We start from the raw sequence: 15,516 nt of genomic DNA on the forward strand, positions 1-15,516 counted from the left end.
GGGCCTATAGCTCAGTTGGTCAGAGCAGAGGACTCATAATCCTTTGGTCCACGGTTCAAGTCCGTGTGGGCCCACCAAACAAAAAAGCCGCGCAATGCGCGGCTTTTGCGTGTCTGGCGTTCGACTTACACAGACAACTCACGCAACGCCGCCGTCGCCAAAAAGCCTGACCGCGATGCATAGCGATGATCCTTCTGCACACGCTCATCAATGCGGTGCAGCAACTGTTCCGGCAAAGAGGCATTGAAGCGCACCGACTTACCCAAGTACGGCGTGAGATCAAAGTCGACTATCGCCCAGACACCGCCGGCAAAGTCCGGATTGTTCAAGTGAGCATCGACCTCTTGTGCTTGGGGAAGTTTTTCCTGGTCGGCAACCAGCCCTTCCAGGTGCAGCGTCAACGCCTCCCGAACATTATCCAACGCTTCGGAAAACGAGGAGCCTGCCGAAAAGCAACCAGGTACATCAGGGACCGTCACGCTGTAGTCCGAATCGGCGTCTTTATGTACTACCACTGGGAATTTCATCGCTCCACCTCCGAACGAACTCTAAGGAGCTCATCCAACTCGTCGGCCAGTCTTATCACTTGAGACCTGCTGATTTGAAAATACTGTGTAAGGTACCCTTGGCAATCTCTGACTTGGGGTGAGGCACGGTGACACGTCCCCGCTTCTCAGGGTGCTTGAACTGGTGATGACTGCCCTTTACTGCCACCTCAAACCATCCATCTGCAACCAAGCGTTCAATCAGCTCTCTGCTTCTCATCGCCCACCCTTCAGTGTGTATATTACACACTGCTGACTAACAGAGTGTTTTTTTACACACAGCACACACCAATGAATAAAGCCCGCTAATCCTCTGGCCGGGCTCGTATGCCGCGATGATGACGACGCAAAGAGCTTTTCTGCCAGCGAACATCTGTCAGTTTTTGTGCCTCGATTTTAAGGGTGGCCTCCGCGCGAAAAGTCGCGACGTTATAAGCAATGAAATATTTGTTAATGGTACTCAACCGCTGCGGCACAGACCCTGCTCGGCCACCCGCACCAGCACGAGGAAACCCGGCTCCATGCCTCAATCCAACCGTTCACCCCACGCCTTTTTTACCCTCAGCCTGCGCACCGCAGGCGCTCTCGCCATCACCCTTGCGCCTGACTCGTTTATCCCGAACGATCCCGCCGCCGCAAAAGTGTGCAAGTTGCCCTAGTCACGCCCATCCAGCGCGGGCACAAGCCTGTAACATACCGCCCCATTGCCGCCCGCACTGGAGCCCTGCCCTTGCCCGTCCTCGATGAAATCGATCGCCAACTGATCGCCGCCTTGCAGATCAACGCTCGCGAAAGCGTGGCCATGCTTGCCCGGCAACTGGGTATCGCGCGCACCACGGTGACGTCGCGCCTGGCGCGCCTGGAGAAAACCCAGGTGATTACCGGCTACGGCGTGCGCCTCGGCCAGCGTGTGGTCGATGGGGGTTTGCAGGCTTATGTGGGGATTACCGTGCAAGCACGCTCGGGCAAGGAAGTATTGCGCAGGCTGAGTGCCATGGCGCAGGTGCAGCAGTTGTGTGCGGTGAGTGGCGAGTTTGATTACGTGGCGTGGCTGCGCACCGATTCGCCGGAGCAGCTGGATCAGTTGCTGGACCAGATCGGCAGTGTCGACGGCGTGGAGAAAACCACCACGTCGATCATCCTCAGTAACAAATTGGACCGCGGCCAACCAATCTGACCGCCTATTTCGTCACTTTGACTAAAAACAGTTCAATCCGACGACACATTGCGTCTTAATAACGAACGCTACGCTCCCTAAACTGGCTGCCATCTTTTCCTATACTCAACGGGCCACAACCCGCCGAGTCGTCAGTAAGGTCAGCCATGAGCATTCCGTCCAGCACCATCAGCAAGACCAATCGCCACCCCGCCGACGGTAAAAAACCCATCACCATCTTTGGCCCGGATTTTCCGTTTGCCTTTGATGACTGGATCGAGCATCCGGCTGGCCTGGGCAGCATTCCGGCCGCCAACCATGGCGCCGAAGTGGCGATTGTGGGTGCCGGGATCGCGGGCCTGGTGGCCGCTTACGAGTTGATGAAGCTGGGCCTCAAGCCGGTGGTGTACGAAGCGTCGAAGATGGGCGGCCGCTTGCGTTCCCAGGCGTTTGAAGGCGCCGAGGGCATCATCGCCGAGCTGGGCGGCATGCGTTTTCCGGTGTCGTCCACCGCGTTCTACCACTATGTGGACAAGCTGGGCCTGGAGACCAAACCCTTCCCCAACCCGCTGACGCCAGCCTCTGGCAGCACGGTGGTCGACCTCGAAGGCCAGACCCACTACGCACAAAAACTCTCGGACTTGCCGGTGCTGTTTCAGGAAGTCGCCGACGCCTGGGCGGATGCGCTGGAAGCCGGCTCGCAGTTCGGTGATATCCAGCAGGCCATCCGCGATCGCGACGTGCCGCGCCTCAAAGCGCTGTGGAACAAGCTGGTGCCGTTGTGGGACGACCGCACCTTCTATGACTTCGTCGCCACCTCCAAGGCCTTCGCCAAACTGTCGTTCGCGCACCGCGAAGTCTTCGGCCAAGTGGGTTTCGGCACCGGCGGCTGGGACTCGGACTTCCCCAACTCGATGCTGGAAATCTTCCGCGTGGTGATGACCAACTGCGACGACCACCAGCACCTGGTTGTCGGCGGCGTGGCACAAGTGCCCATGGGCATCTGGCGCCATGTGCCGGAACGTTGCGCCCATTGGCCGGCAGGCACCAGCCTCAGCTCGTTGCATCGCGGCGCGCCACGGGCCGGTGTGAAGCGCATCGCGCACGCCGACGGTGGGCGCTTTGCCGTGACCGACAACTACGGCGACACCCGCGAGTACGCCGCCGTGCTGACCACCTGCCAAAGCTGGCTGCTGACCACCCAAATCGAATGCGACGAAACCCTGTTCTCGCAAAAGATGTGGATGGCCCTGGACCGCACCCGTTACATGCAGTCGTCGAAAACCTTTGTGATGGTCGACCGCCCGTTCTGGAAAGACAAAGACCCGGAAACCGGCCGCGACCTGATGAGCATGACCCTCACCGATCGCCTGACCCGTGGCACCTACCTGTTCGACAACGGCGACGACAAGCCGGGCGTGATTTGCCTGTCATATTCGTGGATGAGCGACGCGCTGAAAATGCTCCCGCAGCCCATCGACAAGCGCGTGAAACTGGCGCTGGACGCACTGAAAAAGATCTACCCGAAAGTCGACATCAAGGCGCGCATCATCGGCGACCCGATCACCGTGTCCTGGGAAGCCGACCCGCATTTCCTCGGGGCTTTCAAAGGTGCTTTGCCCGGTCACTATCGCTACAACCAGCGGATGTATGCGCACTTTATGCAGAAGGACATGCCCGCCGAACAGCGTGGGATTTTTATCGCCGGTGACGACGTTTCCTGGACGCCCGCCTGGGTCGAAGGCGCGGTACAAACTTCGCTGAACGCGGTGTGGGGCATCATGACCCACTTCGGCGGCAGCACCCATCCGGAGAACCCGGGGCCGGGTGATGTATTCGACGAAATCGGCCCAATCGCCCTGGCCGATTAAGGAGTTGAACATGCGCGTCGCCCTGTACCAATGCCCACCGCTGCCGCTGGATGTGGCCGGCAACCTCACGCGCCTGCACCAGCTCGCCCATGAGGCGTCGGGCGCGGATGTGCTGGTGTTGCCGGAGATGTTTCTCAGCGGCTACAACATCGGCGCCGAAGCGGTTGGCGCGCTGGCCGAGGCACAGGATGGCGCGTCGGCTCAGGCGATTGCCGAACTTGCCAGGAGCGCGGGGCTGGCGATTGCGTATGGCTACCCGGAGCGGGCCGAGGACGGGCAGATCTACAACGCCGTGCAGTTGATCGACGCCCATGGCCAGCGCCTGTGCAACTACCGCAAGACTCACCTGTTTGGCGACCTGGACCACTCGATGTTCAGTGCCGGGGAAGATGATTTCCCGTTGGTGGAACTGAACGGTTGGAAGCTTGGTTTCCTGATCTGCTACGACCTGGAGTTCCCGGAAAACACCCGGCGCCTGGCCCTGGCCGGTGCTGAACTGATTTTGGTGCCCACCGCCAATATGGTGCCGTTCGACTTCGTCGCCGACGTCACCGTGCGGGCACGGGCCTATGAAAACCAGTGTTATGTGGCCTACGCCAACTATTGCGGGCAGGAAGGCGAAATCCAGTATTGCGGCCAGAGCAGTATTGCCGCGCCGAATGGCCAGCGCGTCGCCCAGGCCGGGCTGGATGAGGCGTTGATTGTCGGGGAGCTGGATCGCCAATCCATCATCGACGCCCGCACCGCCAATCACTACCTGCAAGACCGTCGCCCCGAGCTGTACGCCGCGCTGCACAAGCCCTGACCCGGCCGGTTTGTTAACATGGCCACCTCCTACGTTTCGGAAGTGCCCATGCCTGCGCCGGCCCAGCCTCATCACCTTCACCTGACCCTCGCGAATGGCCTGCGGGTGTCCCTGCGCCATGCGCCACGTTTAAAGCGTTGCGCTGCCGTTTTACGGGTGGCCGCCGGCAGCCATGACGTGCCATTGGCCTGGCCGGGGCTGGCGCATTTTCTTGAGCATTTGTTGTTTCTCGGGACGCAGCGTTTTCCCTCCGATGAAGGGCTGATGGCCCACGTGCAGCGGCATGGCGGACAGGTCAATGCGAGTACCCGCGAGCGCACCACGGACTACTTTTTCGAACTGCCCGTGCAGGACTTTGCGGATGGACTGGAACGGCTGGCGGACATGTTGACCCATCCGCGCCTGGCGGTTGAGGACCAGCTGCGGGAGCGCGAAGTGCTGCACGCCGAGTTTGTCGCCTGGTCCCAGGATGCCAAGGCACAGCAGGAGGTCGCGCTGCTGGAGAGCTTGGCAGCCGATCATCCATTGCGCGGTTTTCATGCAGGTAATCGGGACAGTTTGCCGGTGGAGCGTGAGGCATTTCAGCAAGCTCTGCGGGAATTCCACGCGCATTTTTACAGAAGCGGGCAGATGACCTTGAGCCTTGCCGGGCCGCAAGCATTGGAAGAGTTGGAAGCATTGGCGCAGCGATTCAGCGAGGCATTGGCCTCGGGGCCTTTCCACCCACAGGCCGAACCGCCCGCGCTGATGCAAGGCGCAGCGCAGGGCTATCAACACACCGCGAACAACCACCTGCACCAGGTCATTGCCTGCGACGTGCCGCGCCAAGCACTGGATTTTCTCTGCACCTGGCTCAACGCCTGCGCACCCGGCGGCTTGCTGGCGACGCTGAAAGCACAAAAGCTGGCGACCGAACTGCAGGCATCCGTGCTGTATCACTTTGCCGGGCAAGCGCTGCTGGATGTCGATATCACGCTCGGTACTCAAGGCGACGCGGCTACTCAGATCGAAGCGTTGTTGCACGACTGGCTGAGTTTTTTCGCACAGAGCAATTGGACGCCGTTGCGCGAAGAGTTCGCCTTGCTGAGCGCTCGCCAGCAACAGATCCAGGGCGCCCTGGCACTGGCTCGAAACGCCAGCGAAGACTTGTCGGAACAGGATGTTGCAGCCCTCAAAGCCATGCTCGACTCACTGCACCTGCCGCCCGCCGAGCACGCCTGGCAATTGCCGCCCGGCAATCCATTCCTGCGCCCGCCAGCCAAGGAAGAACGTGCGGGCCTGATTCGCGGCCAGACCAGCGCCCATCGTGGTTTGCGCACCTTTGCCCAGGATCGCTCGCGCGGGCGGCGAGACGTGTCGGCGCTCACATTCAGCCAGGCCTTGGCGGATGACACTGATGAAGGCGCGCTGTACCTGCAATGGCGATTTGAATCCGCCGCCCCAGCCGGGCTGGAAAGTGCGCTGCAGCCGTTGCGCGAAAATGCGCGTCAGGCGGGAGTGGATTTATCTTTCGAAACCTTCGGCAATGATTGGTTGGTGAAAATGGTCGGGCTTCACGAACCGATGCCGGCCGTAGTCGAAGCGCTGGCGCTCAACCTGAGCCGGACCGATGAGGCGCCGTCACCCACCGCCCAAACGCCGATGATTGCCATCCGGGAACTGCTCAAGGAGTTAGCGGCTTACTGTGTTGGTACGGGTTCCGGGACGAGCAAGACATCAGCGTCATGGAACACTGCACGCTGGCAGGGGCTGGGCACATCCTTGCCCGCGGCGTGTGAAACGGCGATCAAGACCGCTGCGGCGCGACTGCCTGGCCAGCCGGCAAGCCTCGAACACACGCCCCAAAGCCTCGACGGCCGGCGGCTGTGGCACGAGGTGAAGACCGACTCCAGCGAAGCCGCATTGCTGCTGTTTTGCCCGACGCCAACCCAATCCCTGGCCGATGAAGCCGCGTGGCGACTGCTCGGCCATCTGATCCAGCGCCCGTTCTACCAACGCCTGCGCGTCGAACTGCAAGTCGGCTACGCAGTATTCAGCGGCATCCGACAGATTAATGGGCAAACCGGCCTGCTGTTCGGCGTGCAATCGCCAAGTATCTCCCTGGCGGGGATCGTCGAACACCTGCGAACCTTCCTGACCCAACTGCCGGCGCTGATCGACAATTATGCCGACTTGGGCAACCAGGCCCTGGCGCAGCAATTCACCGCCCAGGCATTGCCCATCGCCCAAGCCGCCGACCTGCTCTGGCACGCACAGCTGGCTGGCCATTCGTCGGGTTATCTGCAACAGCTTCAACAGCTGATCCAAACCCTCACGCACGCGGATTTGCAGCACGCCACCCAACAACTCAACGACGCTGCAGGCGGCTGGCGCTGTGTGGCCAACGGCACCCGAGTGAGTGATTCCTGGCAGACAGGAGCCTGATCATTGCTGGCCCTGCAAAAGGCTTTTGCCATCAAGACAGCGCTAACTTGAAAAGAATTGCGTAACATTCATACGCACACCTCTGAACATCTCCGGTTGGAGGTGGACTATATGTATTGCTGAGTAGTGAACGTCCCATCCCTCGTAGGAGTATGAATATGACCTGGTCCAAACCTGCTTACACTGATCTGCGTATTGGTTTCGAAGTCACCATGTACTTCGCCAGCCGTTGATTGGCTGAGTAATACAACGCCTCGGTTCGCCCGGGGCGTTTTTGTTTTGAGCTTTGCTGATGGAGCGATCATGTTTGTCCAGATTCTAGGTTCCGCCGCCGGCGGTGGTTTCCCGCAGTGGAACTGCAACTGCGTGAACTGCGCAGGCTTTCGCGACGGCAGCCTGCGGGCGCAGGCGCGCACTCAGTCGTCTATCGCAATCTCCGACGATGGCGTGAATTGGGTACTGTGCAACGCGTCGCCGGATATCCGCGCGCAACTGCAAAGCTTCGCCCCGATGCAACCCGGCCGCGCGCTACGTGATACCGGCATCAGCGCGATCATCCTGATGGACAGCCAGATCGACCACACCACCGGCCTGTTGAGCCTGCGCGAAGGCTGCCCGCACCAGGTGTGGTGCACCGACATGGTCCATGAAGACCTGAGCACCGGCTTTCCGTTGTTTACCATGCTCACACACTGGAACGGCGGCCTGGCCTGGAACCGCATCGAGCTGGACCGCAGCTTCACCATCCCGGCCTGCCCCAACCTGCGTTTCACTCCGCTGCCACTGCGCAGCGCCGCACCGCCCTACTCGCCGCACCGCTTCGACCCGCACCCCGGCGACAACATCGGCCTGATCGTCGAAGACCTGCGCACTGGCGGCAAACTGTTCTACGCCCCGGGCCTGGGCAAAGTTGACGCGCCGTTGCTGGAGATCATGGCCGGCAGCGATTGCCTGCTGGTGGACGGCACGATGTGGGACGACGATGAAATGCAGCGCCGTGGCGTCGGCACCCGCACCGGGCGCGAGATGGGCCACTTGGCGCAGAACGGCCCCGGCGGCATGCTGGAAGTGCTGGAGCAGTTGCCCGAGCAACGCAAGGTGCTTATCCACATCAACAACACCAATCCGATCCTCGATGAAGATTCCCCCGAGCGAGCGGAACTGGTGCGGCGCAATGTCGAAGTGGCTTACGACGGCATGAGCCTTGAATTGTAGGAGCAATCGAGATGACTGATACACCGTTGACCACTGCCGAATTCGAAGCAGCCCTGCGGGCCAAGGGCGCCTTCTACCATATCCATCACCCGTACCACGTGGCGATGTATGAAGGCCGCGCCACGCGCGAGCAGATCCAGGGCTGGGTCGCCAACCGTTTCTACTATCAGGTGAACATCCCGCTGAAAGACGCCGCGATCCTGGCCAACTGCCCGGACCGCGAGATCCGCCGCGAGTGGATACAGCGCCTGCTCGACCACGATGGCTCCCCTGGCGAAGACGGTGGCATCGAAGCCTGGTTGCGCTTGGGCCAGGCAGTCGGCCTCGACCCTGACCAACTGCGCTCGCAGGAACTGGTGCTGCCCGGCGTGCGGTTTGCGGTGGATGCCTACGTCAACTTTGCGCGCCGTGCCAGCTGGCAGGAAGCCGCCAGCAGCTCGCTGACCGAGCTGTTCGCCCCGCAGATCCACCAGTCGCGCCTCGACAGCTGGCCGCAGCACTACCCATGGATCGACCCGGCCGGTTACGAGTATTTCCGTACCCGCCTGGGCCAGGCCCGTCGCGATGTGGAACACGGCTTGGCGATCACGCTGCAGCATTACACCACCCGCGAGGGCCAGGAGCGCATGCTGGAAATTCTCCAGTTCAAACTGGACATCCTGTGGAGCATGCTGGATGCCATGAGCATGGCCTACGAACTGAAACGCCCGCCCTATCACAGCGTGACCGAGCAGCGGGTGTGGCATAAAGGGATCACCCTATGAGCTTTGATCGCAGCAGAACACCAACCTGGCGCCAGGGCTACCGCTACCAATACGAGCCGGCGCAAAAAGGCCACGTGTTGCTCTACCCCGAAGGCATGATCAAGCTCAACGACAGCGCCGCGTTGATCGGCGGCCTGATCGATGGCGAGCGCAATGTGGCCGCCATCATCGCCGAGCTGAGTCAGCAATTCCCTGGCGTGCCTGAACTGGGTAAAGACATCGAGGATTTCATGGAGGTCGCCCGTGCTCAGCACTGGATCGAACTTGCCTGAGAAGCCACCGGTCGGCCTGCCGCTGTGGCTGCTCGCGGAGCTGACGTATCGCTGCCCGTTGCAGTGCCCGTATTGCTCCAACCCGCTGGATTTTGCCGAACAGGGCAAGGAGCTGAGCACCGAACAGTGGATCAAGGTGTTTCGTGAAGCGCGGGAAATGGGTGCCGCGCAATTGGGCTTTTCCGGCGGTGAACCGCTGGTGCGCCAGGACCTTGCCGAACTGATTGCCGAAGCCCGCAAGCTGGGCTTCTACACCAACCTGATCACCTCCGGCATCGGCCTCACCGAGCAGAAAATCAGTGACTTCAAGAAGGCCGGGCTGGACCATATCCAGATCAGTTTCCAGGCCAGCGACGAACAGGTGAACAACCTGCTGGCCGGCTCAAAAAAGGCCTTCGCGCAAAAGTTGGAAATGGCCCGTGCAGTAAAGGCGCATGGCTACCCGATGGTGTTGAATTTCGTAACCCATCGGCACAACATCGACAAGATCGACCGCATCATTGAGCTGTGTATCGCTTTGGAGGCGGACTTTGTCGAACTCGCCACGTGCCAGTTCTACGGCTGGGCGCAGCTCAATCGTGTGGGGTTGTTGCCGACTAAAGAACAGCTGGTACGCGCCGAACGCATCACCAACGAATACCGTGCCAAGCTCGAAGCCGAAGGCCACCCGTGCAAGCTGATTTTCGTCACACCGGATTACTACGAGGAACGCCCGAAAGCCTGCATGAACGGCTGGGGCAGCATCTTCCTGACGGTTACGCCGGACGGCACCGCCCTGCCTTGCCACGGCGCCCGACAGATGCCGGTGCAATTTCCCAATGTGCGCGACCACAGCATGCAGCACATCTGGTACGACTCGTTTGGCTTCAACCGCTTTCGCGGCTACGACTGGATGCCCGAGCCGTGCCGTTCATGCGACGAGAAGGAGAAGGACTTCGGCGGCTGCCGCTGCCAGGCATTCATGCTCACGGGGGACGCAAGCAACGCCGACCCGGTGTGCAGCAAGTCCGAGCAGCACGGCATCATCCTGCAAGCGCGGGAAGAAGCCGAACATGCCACTCAGACCATTGAGCAGTTGGCCTTTCGCAACGAGCGCAACTCACGGCTCATTGCAAAAGGCTGAGGGTTTTAGCGTTTGGCGATGATGTACACGGCGTGAATGATGCCGGGGAAGTAACCGCACAAGGTCAGCAGGATGTTCAGCCAGAACGCACCGGCGAAGCCCACTTGCAGGAACACACCGAGTGGCGGCAGCAGAATGGCGATGATGATACGAATGATGTCCATGGGTCAGCTCCAGAAAATCGGCTCGTGTGAGCCGTGTAGCTAATCGACCTTGGCCGTTCGTGAGGGTTCAGTGGGATCTGGCACGGGGCCATCTTCAGGCCAGAATCTCCAACCCATGCTTCTGCACGATGCTCAGTAACTTGAGTGCCATGCCGCTGGGTTGCTTCTCGCCGGACTCCCATTTCTTCACCGTGGAGGCGCTGGTGTTCAGGTAACGGGCGAATACAGGTTGGCTTACGTGGCTGTTTTCGCGTAGTTGCTTGATTTGTTCGGCCGGGATTTGCGCCGGCGCGGGAGCAAGGCATGCCTCATCGAACTCACGAAGAGTCGTTTTGCTGATGGCGCCTATCTTATAAAGCGCTTCGGCTGACTGGTGAATAGACTCAAGCGCCTCACTTTTATATGTTTTGGTCATGGTGTATCTCCACAAATTCCCCGAGTTCCAACATCTGCTGGATCTATGCAACTCCTAACCACAGACCCAGGCCTTGCTGGCCGAATCAGCAAAATGCCGCGTCTTGAACAACCTAAGCCTCATGGATATCCCTTCCCGCAAACATACCACTCAGTGGTACAGATTAGAAACGAGGCACGCTTGAAATTTTCATGCCCCAGCGGCAGTCCTTGCCGATGCCTGTAAAAAACCACTGTTCTCAATAAGGCTCAATCAACGCTTTCAATCCAAAAATTTCACCGACAAAAAAACGCCCCCAGCCAAAAGAATCAGGCTGGAGGCGCCGCGTATGCCGCGAGACGGTTCTGGAATCTAGGGTTTAAACGGCGATGCCCTTGCGGCATTGCAGTTGTGCGGTGCGCACGCGGGAGAAGGCGCGGGCCAGGCGCAGCAGCATTTCGTCGATGTTACTTTTGCTCACCGTCAGGGCCGGTGTGAAGCGCAGGCAGTTGGGTTGCGGGGCGTTGAGGATCAGGCCTTCATGCAGGGCTGCTTTTACGACGGGATCCGCAGAATCATCCGACAACGTCAGGCCCCACATCAGGCCATGTCCACGCAGTTGGCCGTGGTCGTAGCGATAGGCCAAACGGGCGAGGCCTTCGCCCAGGTAAAGGCCTGACTCACGGACGTGTTCAAGAAAGCCGTGTTCCAGCAGCGTTTCGAGCACCGCCCCGCCAGCCGAGGCCATCAATGCATTGCCATGATGGGTGCCGTCCAATTCGCCCACCTCCAGGCAGCACGCTGTGCCGCGCGCCAGTAACGCCGCCAATGGCACGCCGCCGCCCAGGCCTTTGCCGAGGGTGATGATGTCGGCGCGCACGCCATACTGTTGTTCGGCGAGCAGGCTGCCGCAGCGGCCGATGCCGGTTTGCACTTCATCGAGGATCAGCAGGATTCCCAGCTCGCGGCAAAGGCGTTCAACGCCTTTCAGATAATGTTCAGTGGCGGGAATTACGCCAGCTTCACTCTGGATCGGCTCCAGCATGATGGCGACCGTCTGCGCATCCACCGCCGCGTGCAGGGCTGGCAGGTCGTTGAAGGGCACATGGCTGAAACCCGGCAATTGCGGCTCAAAGCGGTTTGCGCCGCCATTGGCCGAGGCCGCCATGGCTGCGAAACTGCGGCCGTGGCAAGCGTTGCTGGCGCTGATGATGCGATAAGCCCCGCCGCGATGCAGTTGGCCCCATTTGCGCGCCAGCTTGATCGCGGCTTCGCAGGCTTCGGCGCCGCTATTGAGCAGGTAACCCTGATCACTGCCGGTGTGCTGGCACAGCCGATCGACAAGGTTCAGCTGGGCGCGGTTGTGCAGGCCATTGCCCGGGTTGATCAGCGCTTGAGTCTGATCGGCCAGGGCCTTGATCAATATTTGCGGGCTATGGCCAAGGCTGTTGGCGGCGCTGCCCTGATTGAAATCCAGGTAGGCGCGCTCGTCGCTGTCCCAGAGCCAGGAGCCCTGGCCACGCACAAACACCTGCGCAGGCCTTGCCGCGGTGTGCATCAACCTGTCACTGGAGAGGTCACGTGGCGCGTCGAGAATCAAATCGTCCAGGCTCGGCGCAGGGCGGCGAAACAGATTCACAGCTTACCCCCGATGGCAACCGGACCTTGGTCGATGCCCCATGCAAACCGAGCCTTGAGGTGTTTTGCCTTGCCTATGTAAACGCTATCAACAAATACGCTGTTCATTGCCCGATCCGGCCCTGTAAGCCCTGCGAATAGGCGCTAGACTAGGCCTCCAAGCGGCCATCGGCCATTTCGATTTTCCAGCTTTTTCGATAAGTAACTCTTATGGATTTCAAGCAACTGCGTTATTTCGTCGCGGTGTATGAGGAAGGCCACGTGGGCCGGGCGGCGGAGCGTTTATCGATCTCTCAACCGGCCCTCTCGCAACAGATTCGCCAATTGGAGCAGAACCTGGATGTGAGCCTGTTCGAGCGCAGCAGCAAGCGCCTGTTGCCGACGCTCGCTGCGCATACCTTGTACAACCACGCGTTGCCGCTGATCGACGGCATGCAGCAGGCGGTTGAAGCCTTGCGCAACTTCAAGGGTCAGGCGATGCGCACCTTGGCCATCGGCGTGCTGCAAACCGTGCACACCAGCCTGGTCCCGCAAATGCTTGAGCGCGTGCGCAAAGCTCAGCCGCATTTGGTGGTGCAGATCTACGAATTGACGGGCATGGAGATTGAACGCCGGCTGCTGAACGGCTCGCTGGACATCGGCATCAGCTACCTGCCGCCGCGCCAGCCGGGGCTGCACGGCGTGCTGTTGTATGAAGATGAATTGAAGGTGGTCATCCCCGAGGACCATCCCCTGCGCGAATTCAAGAAAGTCTCGCTGAAACAGGCGGCCGAGTTGCCGATGTTGCTATTGGGCGAGGAGTTTCAAGTGCGGCAGATCTGGCAAGGCCAGTTGTCCAACCTGGGCCGCAGGCCGCAAGTGCAGGCGGAGCTCAACACGATGGTGGGTATTCTCGACAGCCTGCCCCACACCAAGCTGGCCACCGTATTGCCGGGGCGCTCCCAGGACGAGCACAACAGCAAGGCGCTACTGTGGAAACCCTTGAGTGAACCGAGGGTGGCGCTGAAAGTGGGTTTGGTGTGCCGCGACGTACAACGCCAGCAAGCTACGGTGGCGCTGCTGCGCACCTTGCTGGAAGACGTGATGAATGCCCCGTAGGCGCCTGTCTGACTTTTTCGCAGGCAAAAGAAAACCCCGCCGAAGCGGGGCTTTGCAGACTGTTTCCCTGACATCCATTTCACTCCGCCGTCCTGGCAGAATCCTACGTGTCCGTGTTGTTGCTTTGCGCTTCCTGCGCGACGTCCATGTGAAGTAGATTATCCGTGGATCCAATTTGGCGATAGAGGACGAATAGCAGCACGTGATGTAAGAGAATGCTTACACGCCCTCCAAGCCTTTAAAACTGTGCTTCATCCAGCAAAAACAGCGATTCGCTACCGGCTTTTACCGACGCACTCAGCGAATGAATACGCGGCAGCAGGCGAGCAAAGTAGAAGCGCGCGGTGCCCAGTTTGCTGGCATAGAAGTCTTCCTCAGCTTCTTTGCCCAACGCCGCCTTGGCCATGCGCGCCCACATATAGGCATAGGCCATGTAGCCAAAGGCGTGCAGGTACTCCACCGAGGCCGCGCCGATTTCATTCGGGTTGGTCTTGGCGCGGTCCAGCACCCAGGCGGTCAACTCATCCAGATTATCCACCGCCGCACTCAGCGGACGGGTGAACTCACCCAGTTCGGCACCCGCCGTGGCGATGAACTGGCGGATCTCGTCGGCAAACAAGGTGTAGAACGCACCGCCGCTGCCGACTATCTTGCGCCCCATCAAGTCCAGCGCCTGAATGCCATTGGTGCCTTCGTAGATCTGCGTGATGCGCACATCCCGAACAAGCTGCTCCTGGCCCCACTCGCGAATGTAGCCATGGCCACCGAACACTTGCTGGCCGAGCACGGTGGTTTCCAGGCCCAGGTCGCTGAGAAATGCTTTGGCGACCGGTGTCAGCAACGCCACCAGATTGTCGGCACGTTCGCGGGCGGCGGCGTCTTCGCTGAACTTGGCGATATCCAACTGCGTGGCCACGTAGGTGGAGAACGCGCGGCCACCTTCGTTCGAGGCCTTCATGGTCAGCAACATGCGGCGCACATCAGGGTGCACGATGATCGGGTCGGCGACTTTGTCCTTGGCCTGCGCACCGGTCGGCGAACGGCTTTGCAGACGATCACGCGCATATTCAATCGCGTTCTGATACGAGCGCTCACCCGACGCCAAGCCCTGGATACCAACCCCCAGGCGCTCGTAGTTCATCATGGTGAACATCGCCGCCAACCCACGGTTCGGCTCGCCCACCAGGTAACCCACGGCTGCGTCGAAGTTCATCACGCAGGTCGCGGACGCCTGGATGCCCATCTTGTGCTCGATGGAGCCACAGCTCACCGGGTTACGCGCGCCCAGGCTGCCGTCGGCATTGACCATGAACTTCGGCACCAGGAACAACGAGATGCCTTTTGGTCCGGCGGGCGCGTCAGGCAGCTTGGCCAGCACCAGGTGGATAATGTTTTCGGTGAGGTCGTGTTCGCCGCCGGTGATAAAAATCTTGGTGCCGCTGATCGTGTAGGAACCGTCCGCCTGAGGCTCGGCCTTGGTGCGGATAATCCCCAGGTCGGTCCCGGCATGCGCTTCAGTCAGGCACATGGAGCCGGCCCACTCGCCGGAGTACATCTTCGGCAAATAGGTGGCTTTGAGTGCTTCGCTGGCGTGGGTGTTGATCGACACGCAGGCGCCGGATGTCAGCATCGGGTACAGGCCGAATGCCAGGCTCGACGAGTTGATCATCTCTTCGACCTGGGCCGAAACGGCCTTGGGCATGCCCATGCCGCCGAAGATCGGATCGCCGCCTACGCCCACCCAGCCGCCTTCGGCGTAGGTTTTATAGGCCTGTGGAAAACCATCCGGCGTGCTGACCACGGTGTCCGCCCAACGGCAGCCTTGCTCATCGCCGTTACGGCTGAGCGGGGCGATGGATTTGGCCGTGACTTTGCCGGCTTCCTCAAGGATCGCCTCGACAGTTTCGGCATCCACGGTGTCTGCCAATGCCGGCAATTGGGCCCAAGTCTTGGCGACCTCAAAAACTTCGTTGAGGACGAAGCGCATATCACGCAGCGGCGCTTTGTAATCAGCCATGGCAAACCTCGTGAGAACGTAAAAAGTGAT

Annotated in this window: 16 protein-coding genes and 1 tRNA gene; 11 read left to right on the forward strand and 6 right to left on the reverse strand. The window is 60.3% G+C overall.

Going from position 1 to position 15,516, the window contains the following annotated elements; genetic code table 11:
* Positions 1-77, forward strand: a tRNA-Ile gene (locus PspR76_RS27940).
* A 48-nt stretch (positions 78-125) separates the two neighbouring features.
* On the opposite strand, the gene PspR76_RS27945 is transcribed toward PspR76_RS27940, so the two are convergent.
* Together PspR76_RS27945 and PspR76_RS27950 are read right to left on the reverse strand one after the other, a co-directional pair.
* Complete coding sequence (locus PspR76_RS27945) at positions 126-527, reverse strand: type II toxin-antitoxin system HicB family antitoxin (RefSeq protein WP_159960384.1); 402 nt, start codon at positions 525-527, stop codon at positions 126-128.
* 55 nt (positions 528-582) lie between these two features.
* A complete protein-coding gene (locus PspR76_RS27950; RefSeq protein WP_159960386.1) occupies positions 583-765 on the reverse strand; it encodes a type II toxin-antitoxin system HicA family toxin in 183 nt (60 codons plus the stop codon).
* Between the two features lie 510 nt (positions 766-1,275).
* Between PspR76_RS27950 and PspR76_RS27955 the strand changes: the two genes are divergently transcribed.
* The 9 genes from PspR76_RS27955 (at position 1,276) to pqqE (ending at position 10,175) form a co-directional block, all read left to right on the forward strand.
* Positions 1,276-1,722 (forward strand): Lrp/AsnC family transcriptional regulator, encoded by a 447-nt coding sequence (locus PspR76_RS27955; RefSeq protein WP_078734923.1) that lies wholly within the window; start codon positions 1,276-1,278, stop codon positions 1,720-1,722.
* A 167-nt stretch (positions 1,723-1,889) separates the two neighbouring features.
* A complete protein-coding gene (locus PspR76_RS27960) occupies positions 1,890-3,572 on the forward strand; it encodes a flavin monoamine oxidase family protein (RefSeq protein ID WP_159961651.1) in 1,683 nt (560 codons plus the stop codon).
* Between the two features lie 10 nt (positions 3,573-3,582).
* A complete protein-coding gene (locus tag PspR76_RS27965; protein ID WP_159960388.1) occupies positions 3,583-4,377 on the forward strand; it encodes a carbon-nitrogen hydrolase family protein in 795 nt (264 codons plus the stop codon).
* A gap of 48 nt (positions 4,378-4,425) precedes the next feature.
* Positions 4,426-6,801, forward strand: coding sequence for a pyrroloquinoline quinone biosynthesis protein PqqF (pqqF, locus tag PspR76_RS27970; protein WP_159961654.1), 2,376 nt, complete (start codon positions 4,426-4,428; stop codon positions 6,799-6,801).
* Between the two features lie 158 nt (positions 6,802-6,959).
* Positions 6,960-7,034 (forward strand): pyrroloquinoline quinone precursor peptide PqqA, encoded by a 75-nt coding sequence (pqqA, locus tag PspR76_RS27975; RefSeq protein ID WP_003194766.1) that lies wholly within the window; start codon positions 6,960-6,962, stop codon positions 7,032-7,034.
* Between the two features lie 70 nt (positions 7,035-7,104).
* Positions 7,105-8,016, forward strand: a complete 912-nt coding sequence (gene pqqB, locus PspR76_RS27980; RefSeq protein ID WP_159960390.1) for a pyrroloquinoline quinone biosynthesis protein PqqB — start codon at positions 7,105-7,107, stop codon at positions 8,014-8,016.
* An 11-nt stretch (positions 8,017-8,027) separates the two neighbouring features.
* Complete coding sequence (gene pqqC, locus PspR76_RS27985) at positions 8,028-8,780, forward strand: pyrroloquinoline-quinone synthase PqqC (RefSeq protein WP_159960392.1); 753 nt, start codon at positions 8,028-8,030, stop codon at positions 8,778-8,780.
* Positions 8,777-9,052, forward strand: coding sequence for a pyrroloquinoline quinone biosynthesis peptide chaperone PqqD (pqqD, locus tag PspR76_RS27990; protein WP_159960394.1), 276 nt, complete (start codon positions 8,777-8,779; stop codon positions 9,050-9,052). Before pqqC ends, pqqD begins: the two co-directional genes overlap by 4 nt.
* Positions 9,024-10,175 (forward strand): pyrroloquinoline quinone biosynthesis protein PqqE, encoded by a 1,152-nt coding sequence (gene pqqE / locus PspR76_RS27995; RefSeq protein ID WP_106575539.1) that lies wholly within the window; start codon positions 9,024-9,026, stop codon positions 10,173-10,175. Before pqqD ends, pqqE begins: the two co-directional genes overlap by 29 nt.
* Before the next feature lie 5 nt (positions 10,176-10,180).
* Here pqqE and PspR76_RS28000 read toward each other — a convergent pair whose 3' ends face one another.
* The 3 genes from PspR76_RS28000 to PspR76_RS28010 all read right to left on the reverse strand — a co-directional run bounded on the left by PspR76_RS28000 (position 10,181) and on the right by PspR76_RS28010 (position 12,372).
* Positions 10,181-10,339 carry a YqaE/Pmp3 family membrane protein gene (locus PspR76_RS28000; protein ID WP_010207008.1) on the reverse strand — a complete coding sequence of 53 codons (159 nt, stop codon included), beginning with the start codon at positions 10,337-10,339 and terminating at the stop codon, positions 10,181-10,183.
* 94 nt (positions 10,340-10,433) lie between these two features.
* Positions 10,434-10,754 (reverse strand): helix-turn-helix domain-containing protein, encoded by a 321-nt coding sequence (locus PspR76_RS28005; protein ID WP_159960396.1) that lies wholly within the window; start codon positions 10,752-10,754, stop codon positions 10,434-10,436.
* A gap of 358 nt (positions 10,755-11,112) precedes the next feature.
* The gene (locus tag PspR76_RS28010) at positions 11,113-12,372 is read right to left on the reverse strand and encodes an aspartate aminotransferase family protein (protein WP_159960398.1); all 1,260 of its coding nucleotides are present in this window, start codon (positions 12,370-12,372) and stop codon (positions 11,113-11,115) included.
* A 209-nt stretch (positions 12,373-12,581) separates the two neighbouring features.
* Here PspR76_RS28010 and PspR76_RS28015 point away from each other — a divergent pair, with 209 nt between their 5' ends.
* Positions 12,582-13,469: a LysR family transcriptional regulator gene (locus tag PspR76_RS28015; protein WP_159960400.1), complete on the forward strand. Its 888-nt coding sequence runs from the start codon at positions 12,582-12,584 to the stop codon at positions 13,467-13,469.
* Positions 13,470-13,707: 238 nt separating this feature from the next.
* Here PspR76_RS28015 and PspR76_RS28020 read toward each other — a convergent pair whose 3' ends face one another.
* On the reverse strand, positions 13,708-15,486 hold the full coding sequence (locus PspR76_RS28020) for an acyl-CoA dehydrogenase C-terminal domain-containing protein (RefSeq protein WP_159960402.1): 1,779 nt from the start codon (positions 15,484-15,486) through the stop codon (positions 13,708-13,710).
* Between the last annotated feature and the right edge of the window lie 30 nt (positions 15,487-15,516).

Origin of the sequence: Pseudomonas sp. R76, from assembly GCF_009834565.1 — a bacterium.
Classification (GTDB): domain Bacteria; phylum Pseudomonadota; class Gammaproteobacteria; order Pseudomonadales; family Pseudomonadaceae; genus Aquipseudomonas.

Coding starts and splice junctions, on each gene's coding strand:
- PspR76_RS27945 (WP_159960384.1), bottom strand. CDS start 527: ATGAAATTCCCAGTGGTAGTACATAAAGACGCCGATTCGGACTACAGC.
- PspR76_RS27950 (WP_159960386.1), bottom strand. CDS start 765: ATGAGAAGCAGAGAGCTGATTGAACGCTTGGTTGCAGATGGATGGTTT.
- PspR76_RS27965 (WP_159960388.1), top strand. CDS start 3,583: ATGCGCGTCGCCCTGTACCAATGCCCACCGCTGCCGCTGGATGTGGCC.
- pqqF (WP_159961654.1), top strand. CDS start 4,426: ATGCCTGCGCCGGCCCAGCCTCATCACCTTCACCTGACCCTCGCGAAT.
- pqqB (WP_159960390.1), top strand. CDS start 7,105: ATGTTTGTCCAGATTCTAGGTTCCGCCGCCGGCGGTGGTTTCCCGCAG.
- pqqC (WP_159960392.1), top strand. CDS start 8,028: ATGACTGATACACCGTTGACCACTGCCGAATTCGAAGCAGCCCTGCGG.
- pqqD (WP_159960394.1), top strand. CDS start 8,777: ATGAGCTTTGATCGCAGCAGAACACCAACCTGGCGCCAGGGCTACCGC.
- PspR76_RS28000 (WP_010207008.1), bottom strand. CDS start 10,339: ATGGACATCATTCGTATCATCATCGCCATTCTGCTGCCGCCACTCGGT.
- PspR76_RS28005 (WP_159960396.1), bottom strand. CDS start 10,754: ATGACCAAAACATATAAAAGTGAGGCGCTTGAGTCTATTCACCAGTCA.
- PspR76_RS28015 (WP_159960400.1), top strand. CDS start 12,582: ATGGATTTCAAGCAACTGCGTTATTTCGTCGCGGTGTATGAGGAAGGC.
- PspR76_RS28020 (WP_159960402.1), bottom strand. CDS start 15,486: ATGGCTGATTACAAAGCGCCGCTGCGTGATATGCGCTTCGTCCTCAAC.